Origin of the sequence: Paenibacillus sp. 2003 (assembly GCF_031455635.1) — a bacterium.
Classification (GTDB): Bacteria; Bacillota; Bacilli; order Paenibacillales; family Paenibacillaceae; genus Paenibacillus; species Paenibacillus amylolyticus_B.
Genome location: NZ_JAVDTB010000011.1, coordinates 88,501 through 108,164, shown reverse-complemented (window position 1 = coordinate 108,164; position 19,664 = coordinate 88,501). Strand labels below are relative to the sequence as shown.

The following is a 19,664-nucleotide window of genomic DNA, read 5'->3' as shown; positions in this document are numbered from 1 at the left end:
CTTTCCCCTGCCCGTTTGGCAAAACAACTCACCGAAAAATCCGTAACGTAAGTGTCTGCTTTTTAAAACAGGGTTCCACCTGTCCTGCAAACACTGAGTTTATCTCCCCTGAATCCCGACTCAACTCTCCGGGGTAAGTACAATCAGCTTGTCATCCCCATCCCGTGGCGATCCTCGTCCATCCCGATTGTTCGTAAGCACATACAACTTTCCGTCCTCACCAGCACTCACATTACGAATCCGGCCCCACTCATCTTCGAAGATGGGTTCCACCTTCTCCACCTGTGTGCCATCTTCCGAAAGAGTGACCTTCAGCAACTGCTCTCCACGCAGATTTGCAGCAATCAGTGATCCAGCCCAAGGCCCTTCTTCAACAAAAGCTACACCAGACGGTGCCCATGTATCATTCCCACTATGTGCAAGCGGAGCCTGATATGCGCCATTGTCATCGTCGTCTCCCTCCACCTCGGGCCAGCCATAATTCTCACCAGCCACAATCCGGTTAATCTCATCATGATTCCGCTGACCATGCTCAGTAGAATAGAGGTAACCGTTGTCCGGGTTCCAGGCCAGTCCCTGTGCGTTACGGTGTCCCATACTGTATACAGGTGAATTCGGCCATGGGTTGTCTGCCGGGATCGACCCGTCGAGACCTATCCGCAATATTTTACCTCCAAGGCTATCTTTGTTCTGTGACAATTCCGGCTCATAACGTTCACCTGTCGTGATATAGAGCAACTCGTCCGGGCCAATTTTGATCCGCCCACCATTATGATTTGTTCCGCCTGGAATGTTACCAAGCAACTCTTGATCTATGACCGCTTTCTCATCATTCACCTTGAGACGTAACACTCGATTGGCAATGTCATCGCCTTCCAGATAAGAGTGGTATGCATACAAGTAACCGTTCTTCTCAAAGTCCGGATCTGCTGCAAGACCCAACAAACCTCCTTCACCTTCTTCATTAAATGGGGCTGAGAATTCAATCAGTGGTTCAGGGGCTAGTTTTCCATCCTCAATGACCCGAATCGCACCAGGGCGTTCCGTTACGAACATCCGACCATCAGGCACACTCACAATCTCCCATGGTGCATTCAATCCTTCAACCAGAACGGAAGCCTGATACGGAATAACCGTCTCTCCCTGCGCTCCGCTCTCATTTCCACTTGCACCGGTATTGCTTCCATTCGCTGTCTGTCCCTGACCTGTTCCCTGTCCCTGAGACGTCTGCTCTAGTCCTCCCGTTGAGGGTTCGCCTGAAGAGCATGACGCGGTCAACAGTGCCACACTTAATAATGAAGCATACAGTGGAACGATTCCTCGATTATTCATGATTACATCTCCCTTCGCATATCGTTCTTTTGTATCCATTAAATAAGCCCAGCTTCAATGTATTGTTAACATATTGTTCTCTATAGTTGTGACGCTATTATTCATGTGTAAAGCGGTTTCGCCCTGTATTACCCTTCATACCAGCCGCTTAAACCGAGAAATCAAGGGATTCCGAGGACATGAAATCATCGCAGTTTGGAATTCCATCATAATCTTTTATAATAGAAGGATAGTATGAATGGAAAGGTGGACAACTACACTTATGAATCAAAACCCTTTATCTCGTCTTGAAGCCGATCTGTCCGGGCAAGGATTGGACGCCATGCTGATCACAGATCCGAAACATATCTACTATTTAACTGGATTCGCAAGCAATCCGCATGAACGTTTCCTCGGTCTGGTTCTCGCACGTGGCGAGGAACCATTATTGATTGTACCCGCCCTGGACGCTGAAGCTGCCGCAGCCGCTTCCTCGGTATCAAACATTGCTACTCACACGGATACGGATAATCCATACGCTTTGTTTGATCGTTATCAGGGGCGCTTGGGCCGAGTAGGTCTCGAAAAAGAATACGTGACAGTCGCACGTTATGAGCAACTGACCGCCGCGCTGGGTGCTGCCAGCTTTGAGGATGTCGGCCCCCTGCTTCGCACATTACGTGTGAAAAAAACACCTGATGAGGTAGCCCGCATTCGCCACGCCATTCATCTGATTGAAGAAACTCTTCGTCAAGGCCTCTCTCATGTTCGCACAGGCGTAACCGAGATTGAACTTGTCGCCGAGATGGAGTATCAGATGAAAAAGCTGGGTGCCGACGGCCCTTCCTTTGATACCATGGTGCTCACGGGACCCAAAACAGGTCTGCCACACGGTACACCCGGTGAACGGAAACTGCAACAAGGTGACCTGTTGATGTTTGACATGGGTGTGTATGCTGGAGGATATGCCTCGGATATCACACGTACATTCGCCTTTGGTGACATCTCACCTGAACTCAAAACCATCTATAACACGGTGCTCGCAGCGAACGAAGCTGCTATTCAAATCGTGAAACCAGGCATCACCTGCGCCGAAGTGGATCGTGCGGCACGCCAGGTCACGGAAAAAGCGGGATACGGTGAGCGTTTTATGCATAGAGTAGGCCATGGACTGGGTATTGACGTACATGAGTATCCTTCTCTCCATGGAGAGAATATGGACATCCTGAATGAAGGTACCGTATTCACGATTGAGCCGGGCATATATACCGCAGCAGGAGGCGTCCGTATCGAAGATGATGTAATTGTGACCGAGACGGGTGTGGAAGTTCTGACGACATATCCAAAAGAACTGCAAATCCTTAGTGACTAAATCCAATTGGATCTATGTCAAAAACAGCCCATATACATCAATGCTCAGCCGATATTATGCATCATGAACTAAACTGCACGAAACTGCGCTGAACTGTAACTTCAAAATAATATACTCTTTTCGCGTACGCCTTAGGCCTGTATACAGAAAAAGTAGCAAGTACACACGCGAACGCAAAAATCCCGCAAATCCATGAATATCATGGATTGCGGGATTGTAATTAATACAAAGCATATCCTAAATTACTCCGTCTGCATTCTACGTAATCTTATTCCTGCTCACTCATTAACCATTAGTCAAAACTCATGCGTGATATCCTGCCAAGACTCCAGATGTGGCAGCTGTTGCTTCCCCCAGTAATCCAGAAACCATTGAATAATCCCAGTCGTATCTGTTGTTCTGCAGCTGTAATGTCGGAAACCGTCCTCGCCTTCCTGCAAACGAATCTCCGCCACCATTTGCCCTGGTTCCTCAAGCGCAGCAGCCTGCATATACATACTTCCCTCCACCAGCTCCGAAGGTGCAAGTACTACGTATTCCTGCAATTCCAGATTGGTGATCAACTCCACTAATAATGAGGCATTAATACTATCATTCTCGTAGGTTGTGCCATTACTTTCCAGTGTATAACGCAGTGTAGAGTACATGTGCGATTCCCCTTTGTATGAAAATCATCGTTGCTAATGATACACGCTTATAACGACAGGTCGTTTATATTATAACTTTTTCATAAAAATGTAAAAAGGATTTTTCTTGTTTCGGGTCTTTTCTATGAAAAAAACCCTTGCAGAGTCCGAATTACAATGGACTGCGCAGAGGGTGATTTTGAGTGATACTCTTTGATTGTTGTCTAAGCTTCATCCTTAAACTTAAAGCTGCGTGCAGCATACAGAAACGGTGTTCCAACCGCAGTTAATACAAATTTGATAATATACGTGGTCAGGAAGATTTCCAGCCATACATCCCAAGGATAGATGAACGCAAACGCGATTGTGCAGAACACCAGTGTATCTACAAATGAACTGATGATCGAACTGCCATTGGTACGAATCCACAACTGATTGCGCCCTGGGGCCACCTTGCGCAGCCATGAGTATAATCGTACATCCAGGAACTGACTGATGAAGTACGCCGTCAGACTACCGAGGGCCAGACGTGGCAGCAGACCGAACAATGTTTTCATCGAATCCTGTGCAAAGTCCGTTGGCGCCGGGTCAAAGAACAACACCATCTGCATCAGAACCGTCGTCATGATGAGCGTGAAGAATCCGAACCATACGGCTTTGCGTGCCTCACCTGGTCCATATTTCTCATTGAGCAGATCACTGGTCAGGTACATGCTGACATACATCGTGTTGCCAAGCGTCAGTACAATCCCCATAATATCTATCGTTTTGGTCACCTGAATGTTGGCTATAACCGTAGCCACACCAATCCAGGCATAGAGACCTTTTTTACCGAACAAGCGGTAACACAACAGGAAAAATCCATAAGTTACGAGAACAAAAACTGCTCCCCACCCTAAGTTAAACATAAATACATACACTGCCTTCCTAGTTTTGATTACGCGGGATGGTTACGAACCGCGGTTTGGCTCAGGGCCAAAACATGAATACTCTATCACATTTCTCGTCCCATGAACAGAACTAAATAACTCCAGGTCTGCCTAAGTGACAGTATAATTGGATTGCCACAAAAAAAACCGCCCTCCAGATTCCTCCGAAGGACGGTTTTTCCCAATTGGCTTATAAACGGCTCTAGCTATCTTAATATGAGCCTCTATCTAATCCATTTTGAATTACGCCTGTACAGCTGAATCCAGCTCACGGCTCTGATCATTGAATGTGTCATGATCATTTTCTTTCAAAATTTTGCTGGTTACGAGTCCTGAAGTCATGGACCCGTTCACGTTAAGCGCTGTACGACCCATGTCGATCAGCGGCTCCACGGAAATGAGTAGTCCAACTAGAGCCACAGGCAGATTCATGGTGGACAATACGATCAGGGAAGCGAAGGTTGCCCCGCCGCCAACGCCAGCCACACCAAACGAACTGATCATGACTACAAGGATCAAAGTCACAATGAAGTCCCAGCTCAGCGGGTCGATGCCGACCGTCGGAGCAATCATCACCGCCAGCATGGCCGGATAGACCCCGGCGCAGCCGTTTTGCCCAATAGTAGCACCAAAGCTTGCAGACAAGTTGGCAATACCGTCGGATACACCCAGTTTCTTCGTCTGTGTCTCCACATTCAGCGGGATCGACGCTGCACTTGAACGGGATGTAAAGGCAAATACCAGTGTTGGCAGAACCTTCTTCACATACGTAATCGGGTTGAACCCGGACAGTGAGATAATGATCAAGTGAATGATAAACATCACGATGAGGGCCACGTAGGACGCAATGACGAATTTGATCAACTTGAGAATTTCATCCGGATTCGTTGTCGCCGTTACTTTGGTGATAAGGGCGAGAATCCCGTAAGGCGTAAGCCTCAGCACCAGCGTAACAATTCGCATAACCACCGCATATACCGCATTAACCATACCGCGGAACGTCTCCGCCTGCTGAGGTTTTTTGCGATCCAGTCCAAGTACGGCTACACCGATGAACGCGGAGAAAATAACCACCGCCAGTGTGGATGTACGACGTTCTCCTGTCATATCTGCAAATGGATTCGAAGGAATGAATTCCAGCACTTGCTGCGGGATGGTCTGATCCTTCACATCAACAAGCCGTTCCTCCACCTTCTGAACCTGCGCATTCTCCCGGTCTCCTCCTTGAATCTCAATGGAAGTCAGGTTAAAGCCAAGGCTCGTTACAATGCTGACCCCTGCGGCAATCGCTGTGGTGATCAACAGAATGGCAATAATGGAAACACTCATCTTGCCGAGATTTTGCTTGCCCTTCAGATTCATAATGGCTGAGATGATCGATACCATGATCAATGGAATCACGACCATTTGCAACAAACGAACATATCCTGAACCGACCAGATTGAACCAATCGACTGATTTCGTAACTACATCAGAACCTGATGTGTACACCAATTGGAGAATAACCCCGTAAACAACCCCCAGTCCCAGACCCGCAAATACGCGTTTCGTAAAGGAGATATGCTTTTTCTGCATCCAGTAGAGGATGCCAAGTAAGGCAAGCATAACCACTACATTCAATATGACTAGAAAAGTATCCATTTCTTTAAATCCTCCTCAGGCATGTGTGTAACCGAAAAATATCCGGTTTTCTCTTTTATCTTTTTGTACTTCCGACAAAGACATTTTACAATATAACATATAACAAACTATTCTGGTAGGTATTAATTGATATTATGTAATATGCATGTAATAGATTCATGTGTTTCTGAAAAAAATACACCAATTCGTGAAAATTGTTCTATTCAACCTCCGGTTAATTTTGTAATATAGGTATATCCGCTTATTCCCAAGTTTTCTCAACATATAATTTAGGTCTTTCTTCATTGGTAGATAGGTCTTATGAGTACGGAAAAGCGATAATGTTAATGAACTTGACGTGAAAGGATGATCATATGTTTCGTAATCGCACCGTTGCCGGTAAAATCAGAGGCACATTGTTCCTCGTTCTGCTGGTTGCTTCTCTGTTGTTCAGTATTAGTTTCTATGCCGTGTCGATGAATATTATTCAAAGCTACGTGCTACCGCAGTTTGACAAAGTCCTAAACACGTCCATTCAGGATATATACAAGAATACTTCAGCATCCAAAATCCTACAGGTACAGAGTGGCGGAGCCGGTTCTGAAGGTGCTGCCATGACCGTGGAATCGTACCTGGCAGATAAAGCAAAAGAACACAACCTCGACGCCGCATACGTTGTTGCTATACAGGACGGCTCAGCCAAAGTCGTTGTGGCCAACTCTTCCTCAAACATGAAAGCCCAGGATGAGATTAGTGTAGAACCCGCAATGAATGCAGCTATTGAGAACAAAGAAATGGTAATCAGTGAGGTCTACTCCGATTCCTTTGGTGTACATAAAGCAGCCTTTATCCCCATTGCAGGAAGTAACATGATTATGGCTGTGAGCATGGATGCCCAGTTCATTCAAGACAAGATTACTCAGATTTTCTGGTTGTGTCTTGGGATTACAGCATTAGTGTTTGTGCTCGGCTGGCTTATCTCCACTAGTATGATCAAAAGAGTTACCAAACCAATCATCAAGCTCGTCCAACATAGCAAACAAATATCCCAAGGTGATCTGACCGCTGAACTCCAGATCAAAGGCAAAGATGAAATTGCCCAGCTTGCCGCAAGCTTCCAGACGATGACGCATAACCTGAAAGAAATGATCAGCCGTGCCTTGTCCACGTCCAATGAAGTTGTGTCAGGCTCCAATGACCTGCTTCAGCGGGTTGAATCGATGTCCGGTATGGTACGAAACTCCAGCCGCTCCGCAGAAGATGCAGAAAAAGGAAGTATCAGCATTGCGTCAAGCGCATCCGAGAACGCCAGAGCTATGGAAGAAATTACGCAGGGTATCATGCATATTACTTCTTCTTCCGCTGAAGTGTCTGACCAGATTGGTGAAGCAGCCAACGAGGCAGTTAACGGTAACCGACTGGCTCAGAATGCCATTGAGCAGATGGAGCGTGTAGGCCAGACAGCAAGCGAATCGTTGCGTTATGTTGAAACTATGAATGAACGTTCGGTTGCCATCGGCACCATTGTTGCTTCCATTTTTGAAATCACCAAACAGATTAACATGCTGTCACTCAACGCCTCCATTGAAGCAGCACGTGCCGGAGAGCATGGCCGCGGATTCGCTGTTGTTGCCGGAGAAGTTCGCAAACTTGCCGAGCAATCCAAGACAGCCACCGAAGAAATTTCGGATTATCTGGGTACCATTCGTGAAGATGCTGAACGCTCGGTTGATGCCATGAACCGTGTAACCCAGGAGATTGGTTCAGGCACAACTGTCGTTCAACAAGCAGGCTCAGCCTTCCAGCAACTGAATGAATTGATTCAGAACGTGAATCTGACCATTCAGACCGTCTCTGCTTCGACACAACAAGTATCTGCTGGTGCTGAAGAAGTGAGTGCGTCCGTTGAAGAAACGGCACAGATTACGACCAAATCCCGTGAAAGTATGCTACAGATTGCTTCAACAGCAGATCTTCAGCTCAGCGAGATGGATTCACATTCGAATACGGTTCGCCATCTGCATGAACAAGCTGTAGAACTGCAATCCGCTATGAAGAAATTCAAAATAAACTAACAGGTAAACCATTAACCCATCATCACCTGATTTAAACCTCATTTGTTCATAGGATATACAATACCCCCATGCCGCTAACATTCCGTTTCTAGAGAACGGGTTGTCGGTCATGGGGGTATTGTTGTTTCACTCGGGTGCCTGAACACCCATAATCTCGTACACGCGCTTCATATCCAATGCCGAACGTAACGATTCGGCTACCCGATCAAACTCCATCTCCTTACGCTCATGCGCACTATACGTCTCCTGAAGTGGAGCCAGTCCCTTTCCTGCACGCAAGGCATTCAGCCAAGAACGTCGGAATTGATCACTTTCAAACAAACCATGCAGGTAGGTTCCCCACACACTGCCATCTACTGAGCCCCAGCCTTCTTGGAAAGGTTGACCACCTGGATGTGAGATTTCAAACAACGCGGTTACACGTTCAGGCTCGTGACACTCCGTAACGCCCATATGAATCTCATATCCGTTAATGGGTAATGAAGCACCTGCTTCATCTTGCTCACCATACAGACGAATCGGGTGATCAGGCTGCACCCGTCCAGAAGCTCTGACGGTCTGCTTGTTCTGAAGAAACGTTGTCGATAGCGGGAGCCAGCCAAGTCCTTTTGCTTCCTGGATCTGATTCGCCTCCACAGCAAACGGGTCCTTCAGATGTCGTCCCAGCATCTGGTACCCGCCACATATTCCTACGAGCTGAACATGATCACGCTCGGTCTGGCTCGCAATCGCCTGCTCCAGCCCAGACTCTCGCAGAAACGCCAGATCCCCTATCGTATCCTTCGTACCCGGCAGAAGAATGGCATCCGGACTGCCCAATTCCTCTGGCGAGGTCACGTAACGCACATTCACATCCGGTTCACGGGAAAGTGCATCAAAGTCTGTAAAGTTGGAAATTCGCGGATATCGGATCACCACCAGATCCAGCTCGGTTTTGCCGGATTTCCCATGACGCATGGAGTCCAGCACCACTGAATCCTCTGCTTCAATCTGAATATCTCTTATGTAAGGCAATACACCTAATACTGGAATGCCTGTCCGTTCTTCGAGCCAGTCGAGTCCTGGCTGCAACAGGGATAGATCACCGCGAAACTTGTTGATAATGAACCCTTTGACACGCGCCACCTCATGGGGTTCCAGCAGCTCCAGCGTACCTACAATGGAAGCAAACACCCCGCCCCGATCAATATCGGAGATCAGAATCACCGGCGCATCTGCCCAACCTGCCAGATTCATGTTGACGATATCCCGATCCTTCAGATTGATCTCGGCCGGACTGCCCGCTCCTTCCATCAGCACAATATCATAGGCATCCCGTAGCCGGTTCAACGCATCCATAACCGTCTGCTTTGCTTCAGGCAGGAAATGCTGACGGTAGTCTGATGCACTCATCTGAGCAAAAGGTACACCGTGTACCACGATCTGCGAATGCATGTCCCGCACCGGCTTGATCAGGATTGGGTTCATGTCGGTTGTCGCCTCAATACCGCAGGCTTCGGCCTGTGCTCCCTGAGCCCGACCAATCTCCTTGCCATCTTCCGTCACATAGGAATTCAGCGCCATATTCTGTGACTTGAACGGGGCTGGCTTGAAGCCATCCTGTTTGAATATGCGGCATAATGCCGTTGTGATGACACTTTTGCCCACATCAGAAGCCGTTCCTTGCAGCATGAGTACTGCCGCTGTTTGCTGTACAGGCTTACCCTCCACAATCTCTCCCCCTGTCTCCGTGTTATCTCCAGATCACCTTGCTCCCAACTTCATGCGTAACGCTATCCAAACTGCTTCACACTTCAAAAGTTAAAGCCAGAACAGTCCCTGAAGCACGCTCAGCACGGTCAACAAAACCGCCTCCAGCAGCTCATTCATGGCACCATACGTATCCCCGGTTAAACCGCCGAGCCGTCCACTGATCCGGGCAGCCACGAATCGACCGATATAATAACACGCCACAGGCAGTATAATAACTGCCGTCACCGGATATATCCACCATGGCAGTGTTCCCAGACCACTCACCATCGCATCCGCAATCCCCATATCCGGCTTGAAAAGCCACACCGCGGCAAATGTAACTGCACCTGCGATCAAGGTCAGGCCAACGGCTGAGCTGCGTGCACGCTGGACCTCCTTCCGATCACCCAGACCTTTGAACAATACGGCAAGTCCATCATCTCCGCGGGCATTCGGCCAGGCCGACATCGCATACACCATGAACCAGCGGCTCCAGATCATGGGCAGAATCAGCAACGCACCGTACACCCAGTGGCCCCGGGCAATAAAGTCGGCGATCAGCGCAGCTTTCATCATAAGCAGCAGCACACAGGCAATTACCCCCATGGCCCCTACACGGCTGTCCTTCATAATCTCCAGCATCCGCTCACGGCTACGATAACTGAGCAAGCCATCCGCCGTATCCATCCATCCGTCAAGATGGAGTCCTCCGGTGAGCCATACCCATAACGTTAGGGTCAGGACGGCAGCCGGAAAGGCGGGAAGCACCGCACCACTTAAGGCTCCCAAGAGCCAGACACACAGACCGATTGCAGCACCGACCAGCGGATAAAAGACAACACTTTCCCGCAGCAGCGGCGGGATAAAATCGATTTGCATTTTGACAGGGAAACGGGACAAAAATTGAAAAGCGGCTGCCGCCGCATGTTTGCGCTGAGGAGCAGTCGTGCCTTCCTTCATAAGCGGTATTCCTTGCTTTTTAGTTCAATCGCAATGCCTACGGTTACCAGAAACACTTCACCACATATCGCCGCAATGCGCTGATTCAGTACACCGGCCAGATCCCGATATTTCCTGCCAAGGGCATATTCCGGTACGATTCCGTCCCCAACTTCATTCGTAACCAGAACAAGCAAACCGGGATAGGTTCGAATCGCTTCAACCAGCGCGTCCAAATGTCCCTGTAACACATGCTTCTCGTCATGCTCATGTGCTAACAAAACATTCGTCAGCCAAAGCGTCAGGCAATCCACCAGAATGGTGGGTGCAGAAGTCCCTGTATGCCCTTCACCCATGCGGCTTATCAAAGCAGGCAAATGTATCGGCTCTTCCATCGTGTGCCACAGATACCCTGATGCCTCGCGCTGATGCTGATGCATGGCGATACGCTCACGCATTTCATCATCGTACGCCTGAGCTGTCGCCACATACCACGCCTCCGAGGAACGCTGCATGCAGAGACGTTCGGCAAAGGAGCTTTTGCCACTGCGTGCCCCGCCTGTCACCAGTACGCTCATCGGGAACTCTCTCCTTGCAGGGATGAATCAACCGACGCAGCGGAATCTGGAGCAGAGCTTGTGCCATCCGAGACACCCGCGCTTGCAAAAGTCGCCATCTCGTTCAGAATGAGACATGCTGCGTCAATCAGATGAAGACTGAGCACACCGCCTGTGCCTTCACCCAGACGCATGTCCAGATCCAGCATCGCTTTCAGGTCCAGTTCACGCAGCAGCGCTCCATGTCCATTTTCATGTGAAGTATGAGAAGCGATCATATAAGCTGTGCTCAGAGGTGCAAGTTGTCTCGCCACCAGCGCTGCCGCGGTAGAGATGAACCCGTCTACAACAACCGGGCAACGATGAGCAGCTGCTGCGAGGATAACCCCCGTGAGTCCGGCAATCTCCAGTCCACCCACTTTGCACAGAACATCCAGTGCATCTTCCGGGTTCGGAGCGTTTACGCTAAGCGCCCGGCTGACTACTGCAGCCTTGCGCTGCAAGCCAGCATCATCAATGCCAGTACCTCTCCCCACGGCAGCAGCCGGGGCAACTCCGGTTAGTGCGCTCATTACCGCAGCACTTGCAGTGGTGTTGCCAATTCCCATCTCCCCGGTGACAAACAGCTGTGTTCCCTTCGCCACCTCTGCCGATACAACTTCGGCTCCAGCAAGGATAGCCCGAACTGCCTCATCCCGGGTCATCGCTGCACCTCGGGCCATGTTAGCCGTGCCTTTACGAATTTTACGGGAAAGCAGGTCCGGATGTTCAAGATCGGCATTCACACCGATATCCACACAGATCACATTAGCTCGAGCGTGACGGGCAAGCACGTTCACCGCAGCGCCTCCAGCCAGGAAATTCAGGACCATCTGCGGGGTCACTTCAGCAGGAAAAGCACTGATGCCTTCTTCCACTACGCCGTGATCTGCCGCCATGACAATGACCGCCCTGTGATCAAAACGCGGACGTGCATTGCCCGTCATACCTGCCAGGCGGATCACCAGCTCTTCCAATTTGCCCAGACTTCCCGGCGGCTTCGTCAACGAATCCACATGTGCAGAGGTTTCTGCCGCGACTTCCTGATCAGGAGCAGTAATCCTTTGCATTAAATGCTCCAACACCTGTTCATTATTCATAAAACCAGCACTTCCTTCATCAAAATATGGGTTGCCCTGCTTCATTTAATCGATGTCCCGCCGCAGCAGCAGTTGAGGTATGGCATGGTCGGGGTGAGAGACAATCGCGGGTTTGACGCGAAATATATCCTGGATATTCTCATCGTTGATTAACGTATGAGGCGTGCCCTTTCCAACCGCAATGCCCTCACGCAGCGCCAGAATGTGATCGCAAAATAACGCGGCCAGATTCAGATCATGCAGCACAGCCACAATCGTAATGTTATTTCTCTGTCGCCATGCCGATAACAATTCCATGAATTGCAATTGATATTTAATATCCAGAAACGTGGTCGGCTCGTCCAGCAGTAGTAACCTCGGCTCCTGAGCCATAACTTTGGCTAATGCGACCCGCTGACGTTGCCCGCCGCTGAGTGCATCCAGCGGTCTGTCCGCCAGCTCAGTCAATCCCAGGTCTTCAAGCACTCTGTCCACCACAAGTGCCCCATCGCCCACTTCCCGCCCCAGCCAGTTCTGGTATGGATATCGCCCCATCTCCACCACGTCCCGTACGGGATAAGAGATGGGTGGCAAGCCGTCCTGCTGCAATACAGCGATCATGCGCGACAGGTCCTTACGGCTGTAAGAGCCGATATCTCGACCATCGATACGGATCTGACCTTCGCTTAACTGTTCCGTTCCGGCAATAAGCTGGATCAGGGTGGACTTGCCGCTGCCGTTTGGACCGACAACTCCCCACCAGTCACCTTCACCAACATGCCAGTCTACACTACGCAATGCCTGATGATTGCCATATGACTTCCCTGCTCCCTTAATGGAAATAAGTGAAGTCGAGTTGGAACTGGTACTGGAATTCATGGCATCATCCCCTTCTGCAACTTTTTGTTCCGGTGCAGCAAGTAAGCAAAGAACGGCGCACCAACAAAGGCGGTGACAACACCGAGCGGAATTTCAGTTGGCGCAAGCAACGACCTTGCGATGGTATCGGCCCACACCATGAAGATCGCTCCACCAATGGCAGACAAAGGTACCAGCAGTCGGTAATCCGGTCCAACCAGCAGCCGCAACATATGGGGGATCACCAATCCAACAAATCCAATGACACCCGATACGGAGACAGCACCTGCGGTCAGCAGTGTGCCAACTGCCAGTACCGACAGCTTGAGTCTGTCCACCCCGATCCCGATATGTGCCGCTTGACGTTCTCCCAGTGCAAGCACATTCAACGAGCGTGCGCGGCTCCAGAGAAAGACCAGTCCTAACAGAAAATACGGGAAAAGGATGGCCGTATACGACCACCCACGCAGAGCCAGACTTCCCATCGTCCAGTATATAATTTCATTAATGGTTTGTTTCGACATGGTCGACAGGAAGGAAACAACTGCGCCCAGGAAACTTTGCATGACCACACCAGCCAGAATGAGGCTATGTGTAGGTATTTTACGCCCTTCACGAGCCAGTGCCATAACAAACCATAACGTGATTACACCCGTCAAAAACGCCACCAGTGGCAACGTCCAGATTCCGATCAGTGCATACTGCAATCCGAAGAAAATCAGAAAGGCTGCACCCACCGAAGCACCGGATGACACGCCCAGGGTGAACGGGTCTGCCAATGGGTTCCGAAGAACCCCCTGGAATCCCGTACCGGCAATCGCCAACGATGCGCCCACGAGCACGGCAAGCAGTACACGTGGGAATCTGACTTTCCAGATAATCTGTTCGGCTGCCCTATTCCAATCCGGTGTAATCCAATCGCCCACCCAAGGAATTTTGTGAATCAGGATGCCTGCAATATCCCGGATCGGCAACGCTACTGAACCAATGCCCGTGCAGATGAGCACAGTGAGCACCAGCAGCACCATGCCCGTCGTTCCGAACAGGATCAGCTTTTTACTCATTGGAACAAGTCAGGGTAGATCGCTTTGGCTACTTCTTTCAACCCTTGAGTTACACGTGGACCCGGACGGCTCAGCAGGTTGGCATCCAGGCCAACAACCGCGTCATTTTTCACAGCCGTAATTTGATCCCAGCCGCTGCGCGCCTTGATGATCTGATCCAGTGTTTTGGAGTTTTCGTCAATTACATCGTTGGCATACAGGATCACATCCGGGTTGGAGGCAATCACGTTCTCTTCATTAATTTCATACCAACCCTCTTTGTCCGAAGCAATATTGCTACCACCGGCTACAGTGATGAGTTCATCCATAAATTCGCCTTTACCCACAGTCCAGCCTGGGGAGAATTCAACGTATACTTTTTTCTTCTCTTCCGGTTTAACTGCCTTCACTGCTTCCGTTACATCCGTAACGTCCTGTTTCATCTGGGTGATGATTTCTTGTGCTTTTTCCTGATGATCGGTGATTTTACCGAAGGTTTCGATATTGTTCATCACATCGTCAATGGATTTAGGATCCGTTTTGAAAATGGTAATGCCCAGTTCGCGCAGCTTTTTCACCGCATCCTCGCTCATCGAGATACCTGTGAAGACGATGTCGGCTTCAGCTGCAATGATGGACTCTTCATTGGGCTTGGTGATACCGCCCATTTTCGCTTTGGTTGTTGCTGCTTCAGGATAATCATCATAGTCGGATACACCAACGATCTGTTCATCCAATCCAAGGGCAAACAGTGACTCTGTCTCGGCAGGAGACACGGATACAATTTTGGCTGGCGCCTTTTCAAAAGTAAACGATTCACCCGTTGCATCCGTAACGGTCAGTGGATATTGTGTTTTGAGGTCCGTCTGCGCCTGGCCTTGGGACTGCTCCTGTGCCGGTTGCTGTGAAGTACCTGTGCCCTCGTTTGTTGTTGCATTGCCACATCCGGCCAATGCCAGTGCAAGTGCCGCTGCACTTAGCAGGGACGCTACGTTTTTCCAATTCTTGAAATTCATTCTGTCATTCTCCCCTTCTCTATTTGTACTATTTTCTTGCATCGTGCTCAAACTCCTACTCCCATGCCTTGGTGTTCCTGTACAAGATTTGAACTCAACATTTACACGTTAACGGAGAGTGCAGAACCGATCTGAAGAAACGAAGTGTTCGCCTTTATCACCGGATTTTCCCTTTCGAAAAGGGAATCAAAAAAATCTGGGGATAACAGCGATCGGAAGATGGTACTGCAATCGTAGTGACCTCGTGTAAAATTGGTCTCGTTCATGTTACATGAACAATAAAAAATCCCTAATCCTTACGTCTAGGATCAGGGATGACGTCTCGCATATGGCGATCTGTACATGTTCAACCAAAGGTTGTCCATGCGCATAGAATTGCCCGAAACGCTGTCCTTTCCTCGAAGGAACACCGGTTTGTACGTCCAGGGCAGGTAACCTGACTTACAGGAATCATCCTGTTTTACAGTGGCGGGACCGTGCCGGATTTGCACCGGCTTCCCCATTTCACCCTTGTGTGTTTCATGATTCGTACTAATTTGCCATGAAAACAGCCTTCACACGCGGGACCCTTGGTCGCTGATATGGTAAACCATTGCCGTGTAATTTCTGCATGCTGCATACTCGTTCAGGCTTCACACCCTGCAGCGTATCTGTATCCATGCTGAAGTCACACTTCTGTTGTGATTATAGGGTATATTGTACATCCTTACAACCCGATCGGCGGAAAAGTAACTCTGCTGCCAAACCACTGATTCCCCTGTTGATCAAGCTGAACCTGAATCGCCTGTCCCGGGACAACATGTGTATCCCAGAATCCAAGCCCTGCAATCAGACGGGACAAGGCATAGCGGATGACACCACCATGCGTAACCACAACTATGGTTGACTCGCGCCCCTCATCAACGTGCATCGAAGGACGACCCTCCAACAACATCTCTTGGAGAAAGGAATCCAACCGTCCGGTAAACTCCTGCCACGATTCCCCTCCGGGCGGAGTGACCTCCTGTGGCGCATCAATCCAGCTTCGGTACACAGGGTTATCCTTGAGCTGATCATACGTCAGCCCTTCCCACTCTCCAAAATCATTCTCGCGCAGACGCGAGTCGAACTTCACCTGTCCGATGGCATCAGGAAGAATCTGTTCCAGCGTCTGCCGACAGCGAAGCAGATCACTGCAATATACCTCGTGCCACGAAACACCGCTCAATTGTTCATGAAGCGGAGCCAGTTCTTCTTTGGCATTTGGCAGCAGACCGATGTCGGTATGCCCCAGGTATCTTTTTTCCACATTCCACAGCGTTGTCCCATGACGGACCCACAGAATGTTTCGTTTCAGCGGCCCGGGTTGGTCCGTATGTACTTCATTGCCTGCATCCCTTTCATTTACGGCCATAACAGCGTCCCTCCTGCCAGCCACACACCCAGCGATATAAACACGCAAAGTACAACAAAAGCCCCTGCCGACCAGAACATCAGGCGTGATGTTCGCACAATATCCTCGGCTTCCATCGGACGTGTGGCCTCGCCCATATAGGCACGAAATGAAGCAACTCCATGATACACGTTATGTCCGCCAAGCCGGATGCCCAGTGCTCCAGCCACCGCTGATTCGGGAAAACCGCTATTTGGACTTGGATGCAGTCTTGCATCCCGTGCAACCATGTGTGCTGCTCCTTTGGCGTCCAGCTTCATGACCCAGGCACCCACGATTAACAGAATTGCGGTCAGCCGGGCGGGTATCCAGTTCGCCACATCATCCAGACGGGCCGAGGCCCAACCAAGATGCAGATACTTGTCATTTTTATATCCGACCATGGAATCCAGTGTGTTGACGGCACGATAAGCCATGGCTAACGGAGCGCCTCCAATGAGTGCATAGAATAACGGGGATACAATGGCATCCACGATATTTTCAGCAACCGTCTCTACCGTTCCCCGCACAACCTCCGGTTCATCCAGATGCGCCGTATCACGTCCTACAATCATGCCCAGTGAACGTCTGGCCGCCGACCAATCCTGCTGCTTCAAATGACGATACACTTCCATACCTGCATCCTTCAGCCCTTTTGAAGCAATGGTCGTTGCAATGAGCACCACTTCAGCTACCGCTGCAATGACAGGATGAATCAGCCCAAGCACAAATACGAATGCCCACGTAATGGCAAAAGAACCCCCCGCAATCACAATTGGGAACAACACCCCTGCTCTCTTCAGCCCCGAATCTGTGTTCACGCGCGAGCGAGTGACACGCTCCAACGCCGAGATGCCTTTTCCCATGCCAATTACAGGGTGGGGAATCCAGCGCGGATCTCCGATACATCGGTCCAACAGGTAAGACAGTATAATAATCCAGGCTCCCGCCATGCCTGTCCAGAACGGCCAGGTCCATAGATGCTCCAGCTCAAAAGTCATTTGTGCCCGACCCTCTCTTTCCATACAATCCGGCCCGAAGGCTCTCTGTCACCGTGTCGTACACCAATCTGCCAATCGCCGCCCCTGCCGTAGTGGCTGTCCCGGCATATGTGATCATCGGATGAGGTTCCTCCACTGCCTGACGTACCGCAAACACAATGGCATCGGTTGTGGTGCCGGTGGCGGGCAAACCGTTCTCCGAATCCAGAACACCCGCGTCCGCCAACGCGGCCGCTTTGGCTTCCACTGCCGTCTGTACTGCATTCACCATCGCCCCGGTGGTCATGCGTCCATTCAACCAGAGCATGATGTTAATTGTACCCGGGACATAGGGGGCCATCGTTAGATTCCGTGCTGAAGGAGCAGAGCGCTCCCTGCCGGAAGACATCGTCTTATTTCCCGCCGCATCAAATACCGTTCTCTCCGACCCCGCGCGTGCGGCATTCGATACACCCGCAGTGGTACAGCACAGAAGACCAAATTCATCACTTGTATATTCCTGAATGGAGGTATGCTCCAGCCTTACGGCTGTCAGTAATCCGGCACATTGATCCCGCGGCTCATGCCATTCGTTCAGTCCTTGTTCGATATCACGAGGCGGATCATCACAGCGGTAATGCCTGTCCACATAGATGTTAAATATGCGATCCAGTTCAAGCATCCCGCCGCCATATACTGCACTCGACAGCGCTTGGGCTGCCCTTGGACTCTGTGCTTTGATATGTCGTTCATGTGCAGATATGTTCAGTCCCGGCCAGGAAGAGGAAGCATATTCATTCTCGTCTGTTTCTCCATTCGCAAAGTAGTTATAAAACGGGAGTGTCATTGCCGCTTCCCTCCCTGTTCCTGTTCCGAAACTTTTGTCTGCTCCTGCTGACTTGATCCATGAATGGAGGTCTGATCGGCATTCGAATATCCCTTGCTTTCCAGCACGCTGCCCAGCACTTCGAGTAATGTGGAATTGGCGTCTGCATCCTTGACCGCGAAACGTACATGCCCTTCGTCAAGCCCCGGATACATGGCACAGCTGCGAATCAGGATACCCCTTTGGCCCAGCGCCTCCTGCATGGATGCTGCTGTCCAAGGCGCTGGAACACGTGCCAAAATAAAGTTCGCTTCTCCCGGTAACACCGCACATCCATACGCCTGCAGTCCAGCGATGAGATGTTCCCGTTCCCGCGTGATCTGTGATAGGGTCTCCTGTTCGTACCGTTCTCCACTGCGCAGACAGGCTTCACCTGCCATGAGCGCCAGACCGTTAACACTCCACGTCACCTGTTTCTTCGTCATCGCCTGGATGTATTCCGCACGACCCAAAGCATAGCCGAGACGCAAGCCCGGAATGGCATAAAACTTCGTCATCGAACGAATGATGATTACATTGGGATAGTCGCTCAGATGTGCTGCCAGGGACTGACGCCGGTTTACCGGAATAAAATCCATAAAGGCCTCGTCAATGACAAGTACGGTTCCCGTTTTTTCCGCTTTGCGGGCAAGCCTTTGTAATACCTCAAGCGGATATTGTACACCGTTTGGATTGTTCGGCTGGCCGAGGAAGAGCAAGTCTACCTTTTCCATGAGTTGCTCGATGTCCTTGGGTTCTGCTCGCCACGCCAGCTCTTCTTTGCCCTCTGTATGCACAACCTCGGCACCGAATTGTCGGGCCAATGCGCGGTACTCCGAGAATCCCGGTTCCACCGTACCCACCTTGCGCGGGGCAAGCCCCAGTAGAATAAGCGCCATACTTTCGGCTGCACCGTTGCCCACGGAAATCTGCTCCTGCATCACACCAAGACGCTCGCTCAGCAGTGCTTTGAATCCCCGGTGCCCCGGATCGGGATACCGAATTACCGACTGCAATCCTTGCTGTATAGCCTCCAGCACCTCTCTGGGCGGACCGAGCGGATTAATGTTGGCACTGAAATCCAGAAAATCAGTAGCGTCCCTCCCGTATCGTGACGCAGCTGTCTCCACGTCCCCGCCATGTCCGAACACTTCGATATAACCGGTCATTCTTCCGTCACCCTTTCTGTATGTCCTTTTTATTATGGATGGCA

17 protein-coding genes and 1 riboswitch are annotated in these 19,664 nt (G+C 50.3%); of the genes, 2 read left to right on the top strand and 15 right to left on the bottom strand.

The genetic code is table 11. The annotated features are described in order from the left end of the window. Positions 1-120: 120 nt before the first annotated feature. Entirely contained in the window at positions 121-1,332 is a 1,212-nt protein-coding gene (locus J2X75_RS27610) for a PQQ-dependent sugar dehydrogenase (RefSeq protein WP_310342370.1), read from the bottom strand. A 262-nt stretch (positions 1,333-1,594) separates the two neighbouring features. Between J2X75_RS27610 and J2X75_RS27605 the strand changes: the two genes are divergently transcribed. After that, positions 1,595-2,683 (top strand): M24 family metallopeptidase, encoded by a 1,089-nt coding sequence (locus J2X75_RS27605; RefSeq protein ID WP_310342368.1) that lies wholly within the window; start codon positions 1,595-1,597, stop codon positions 2,681-2,683. A gap of 296 nt (positions 2,684-2,979) precedes the next feature. On the opposite strand, the gene J2X75_RS27600 is transcribed toward J2X75_RS27605, so the two are convergent. The 3 genes from J2X75_RS27600 to J2X75_RS27590 form a co-directional block, all read right to left on the bottom strand. Continuing rightward, positions 2,980-3,330 (bottom strand): hypothetical protein, encoded by a 351-nt coding sequence (locus J2X75_RS27600; protein WP_310342364.1) that lies wholly within the window; start codon positions 3,328-3,330, stop codon positions 2,980-2,982. 203 nt (positions 3,331-3,533) lie between these two features. Then, positions 3,534-4,217, bottom strand: coding sequence for a queuosine precursor transporter (locus J2X75_RS27595; protein ID WP_076209430.1), 684 nt, complete (start codon positions 4,215-4,217; stop codon positions 3,534-3,536). A gap of 264 nt (positions 4,218-4,481) precedes the next feature. Next, complete coding sequence (locus tag J2X75_RS27590; protein WP_310342359.1) at positions 4,482-5,879, bottom strand: L-cystine transporter; 1,398 nt, start codon at positions 5,877-5,879, stop codon at positions 4,482-4,484. Positions 5,880-6,232: 353 nt separating this feature from the next. On the opposite strand from J2X75_RS27590, the gene J2X75_RS27585 reads away from it, so the two are divergent. Further along, on the top strand, positions 6,233-7,933 hold the full coding sequence (locus tag J2X75_RS27585; protein WP_310342358.1) for a methyl-accepting chemotaxis protein: 1,701 nt from the start codon (positions 6,233-6,235) through the stop codon (positions 7,931-7,933). Between the two features lie 126 nt (positions 7,934-8,059). Here J2X75_RS27585 and J2X75_RS27580 read toward each other — a convergent pair whose 3' ends face one another. The 11 genes from J2X75_RS27580 to cobD all read right to left on the bottom strand — a co-directional run bounded on the left by J2X75_RS27580 (position 8,060) and on the right by cobD (position 19,620). Beyond that, positions 8,060-9,604, bottom strand: a complete 1,545-nt coding sequence (locus tag J2X75_RS27580) for a cobyric acid synthase (RefSeq protein WP_310342449.1) — start codon at positions 9,602-9,604, stop codon at positions 8,060-8,062. Positions 9,605-9,733: 129 nt separating this feature from the next. Continuing rightward, on the bottom strand, positions 9,734-10,624 hold the full coding sequence (gene cobS / locus J2X75_RS27575; RefSeq protein ID WP_310342355.1) for an adenosylcobinamide-GDP ribazoletransferase: 891 nt from the start codon (positions 10,622-10,624) through the stop codon (positions 9,734-9,736). Then, a complete protein-coding gene (gene cobU / locus J2X75_RS27570) occupies positions 10,621-11,181 on the bottom strand; it encodes a bifunctional adenosylcobinamide kinase/adenosylcobinamide-phosphate guanylyltransferase (protein ID WP_192134337.1) in 561 nt (186 codons plus the stop codon). Before cobU ends, cobS begins: the two co-directional genes overlap by 4 nt. Further along, a complete protein-coding gene (gene cobT, locus J2X75_RS27565; protein WP_310342353.1) occupies positions 11,178-12,299 on the bottom strand; it encodes a nicotinate-nucleotide--dimethylbenzimidazole phosphoribosyltransferase in 1,122 nt (373 codons plus the stop codon). The genes cobU and cobT overlap by 4 nt, the downstream gene beginning before the upstream one ends. Before the next feature lie 45 nt (positions 12,300-12,344). Then, positions 12,345-13,157, bottom strand: coding sequence for an ABC transporter ATP-binding protein (locus J2X75_RS27560; RefSeq protein WP_310342349.1), 813 nt, complete (start codon positions 13,155-13,157; stop codon positions 12,345-12,347). Further along, entirely contained in the window at positions 13,154-14,200 is a 1,047-nt protein-coding gene (locus J2X75_RS27555) for a FecCD family ABC transporter permease (RefSeq protein WP_091015237.1), read from the bottom strand. The genes J2X75_RS27560 and J2X75_RS27555 overlap by 4 nt, the downstream gene beginning before the upstream one ends. Then, positions 14,197-15,195, bottom strand: a complete 999-nt coding sequence (locus tag J2X75_RS27550; RefSeq protein WP_310342343.1) for an ABC transporter substrate-binding protein — start codon at positions 15,193-15,195, stop codon at positions 14,197-14,199. Before J2X75_RS27550 ends, J2X75_RS27555 begins: the two co-directional genes overlap by 4 nt. A 409-nt stretch (positions 15,196-15,604) precedes the next feature. Then, positions 15,605-15,754: riboswitch (cobalamin riboswitch) on the bottom strand. A gap of 147 nt (positions 15,755-15,901) precedes the next feature. Then, entirely contained in the window at positions 15,902-16,588 is a 687-nt protein-coding gene (locus J2X75_RS27545; protein WP_310342340.1) for a histidine phosphatase family protein, read from the bottom strand. Then, positions 16,579-17,559 carry an adenosylcobinamide-phosphate synthase CbiB gene (gene cbiB / locus J2X75_RS27540; protein ID WP_310342446.1) on the bottom strand — a complete coding sequence of 327 codons (981 nt, stop codon included), beginning with the start codon at positions 17,557-17,559 and terminating at the stop codon, positions 16,579-16,581. The genes J2X75_RS27545 and cbiB overlap by 10 nt, the downstream gene beginning before the upstream one ends. A gap of 37 nt (positions 17,560-17,596) precedes the next feature. Further along, positions 17,597-18,433 (bottom strand): adenosylcobinamide amidohydrolase, encoded by an 837-nt coding sequence (locus J2X75_RS27535; RefSeq protein WP_310342338.1) that lies wholly within the window; start codon positions 18,431-18,433, stop codon positions 17,597-17,599. Beyond that, complete coding sequence (gene cobD / locus J2X75_RS27530) at positions 18,430-19,620, bottom strand: threonine-phosphate decarboxylase CobD (protein ID WP_310342336.1); 1,191 nt, start codon at positions 19,618-19,620, stop codon at positions 18,430-18,432. Before cobD ends, J2X75_RS27535 begins: the two co-directional genes overlap by 4 nt. Positions 19,621-19,664: the final 44 nt, after the last annotated feature.

What these genes read in the sequence shown, in the direction of transcription:
- J2X75_RS27610 (WP_310342370.1), bottom strand. Translation starts at nt 1,332, where the DNA reads ATGAATAATCGAGGAATCGTTCCACTGTATGCTTCATTATTAAGTGTG.
- J2X75_RS27605 (WP_310342368.1), top strand. Translation starts at nt 1,595, where the DNA reads ATGAATCAAAACCCTTTATCTCGTCTTGAAGCCGATCTGTCCGGGCAA.
- J2X75_RS27600 (WP_310342364.1), bottom strand. Translation starts at nt 3,330, where the DNA reads ATGTACTCTACACTGCGTTATACACTGGAAAGTAATGGCACAACCTAC.
- J2X75_RS27595 (WP_076209430.1), bottom strand. Translation starts at nt 4,217, where the DNA reads ATGTTTAACTTAGGGTGGGGAGCAGTTTTTGTTCTCGTAACTTATGGA.
- J2X75_RS27590 (WP_310342359.1), bottom strand. Translation starts at nt 5,879, where the DNA reads ATGGATACTTTTCTAGTCATATTGAATGTAGTGGTTATGCTTGCCTTA.
- J2X75_RS27585 (WP_310342358.1), top strand. Translation starts at nt 6,233, where the DNA reads ATGTTTCGTAATCGCACCGTTGCCGGTAAAATCAGAGGCACATTGTTC.
- J2X75_RS27580 (WP_310342449.1), bottom strand. Translation starts at nt 9,604, where the DNA reads ATGCTGCAAGGAACGGCTTCTGATGTGGGCAAAAGTGTCATCACAACG.
- cobS (WP_310342355.1), bottom strand. Translation starts at nt 10,624, where the DNA reads ATGAAGGAAGGCACGACTGCTCCTCAGCGCAAACATGCGGCGGCAGCC.
- cobU (WP_192134337.1), bottom strand. Translation starts at nt 11,181, where the DNA reads ATGAGCGTACTGGTGACAGGCGGGGCACGCAGTGGCAAAAGCTCCTTT.
- cobT (WP_310342353.1), bottom strand. Translation starts at nt 12,299, where the DNA reads ATGAATAATGAACAGGTGTTGGAGCATTTAATGCAAAGGATTACTGCT.
- J2X75_RS27560 (WP_310342349.1), bottom strand. Translation starts at nt 13,157, where the DNA reads ATGAATTCCAGTACCAGTTCCAACTCGACTTCACTTATTTCCATTAAG.
- J2X75_RS27555 (WP_091015237.1), bottom strand. Translation starts at nt 14,200, where the DNA reads ATGAGTAAAAAGCTGATCCTGTTCGGAACGACGGGCATGGTGCTGCTG.
- J2X75_RS27550 (WP_310342343.1), bottom strand. Translation starts at nt 15,195, where the DNA reads ATGAATTTCAAGAATTGGAAAAACGTAGCGTCCCTGCTAAGTGCAGCG.
- J2X75_RS27545 (WP_310342340.1), bottom strand. Translation starts at nt 16,588, where the DNA reads ATGGCCGTAAATGAAAGGGATGCAGGCAATGAAGTACATACGGACCAA.
- cbiB (WP_310342446.1), bottom strand. Translation starts at nt 17,559, where the DNA reads ATGGCGGGAGCCTGGATTATTATACTGTCTTACCTGTTGGACCGATGT.
- J2X75_RS27535 (WP_310342338.1), bottom strand. Translation starts at nt 18,433, where the DNA reads ATGACACTCCCGTTTTATAACTACTTTGCGAATGGAGAAACAGACGAG.
- cobD (WP_310342336.1), bottom strand. Translation starts at nt 19,620, where the DNA reads ATGACCGGTTATATCGAAGTGTTCGGACATGGCGGGGACGTGGAGACA.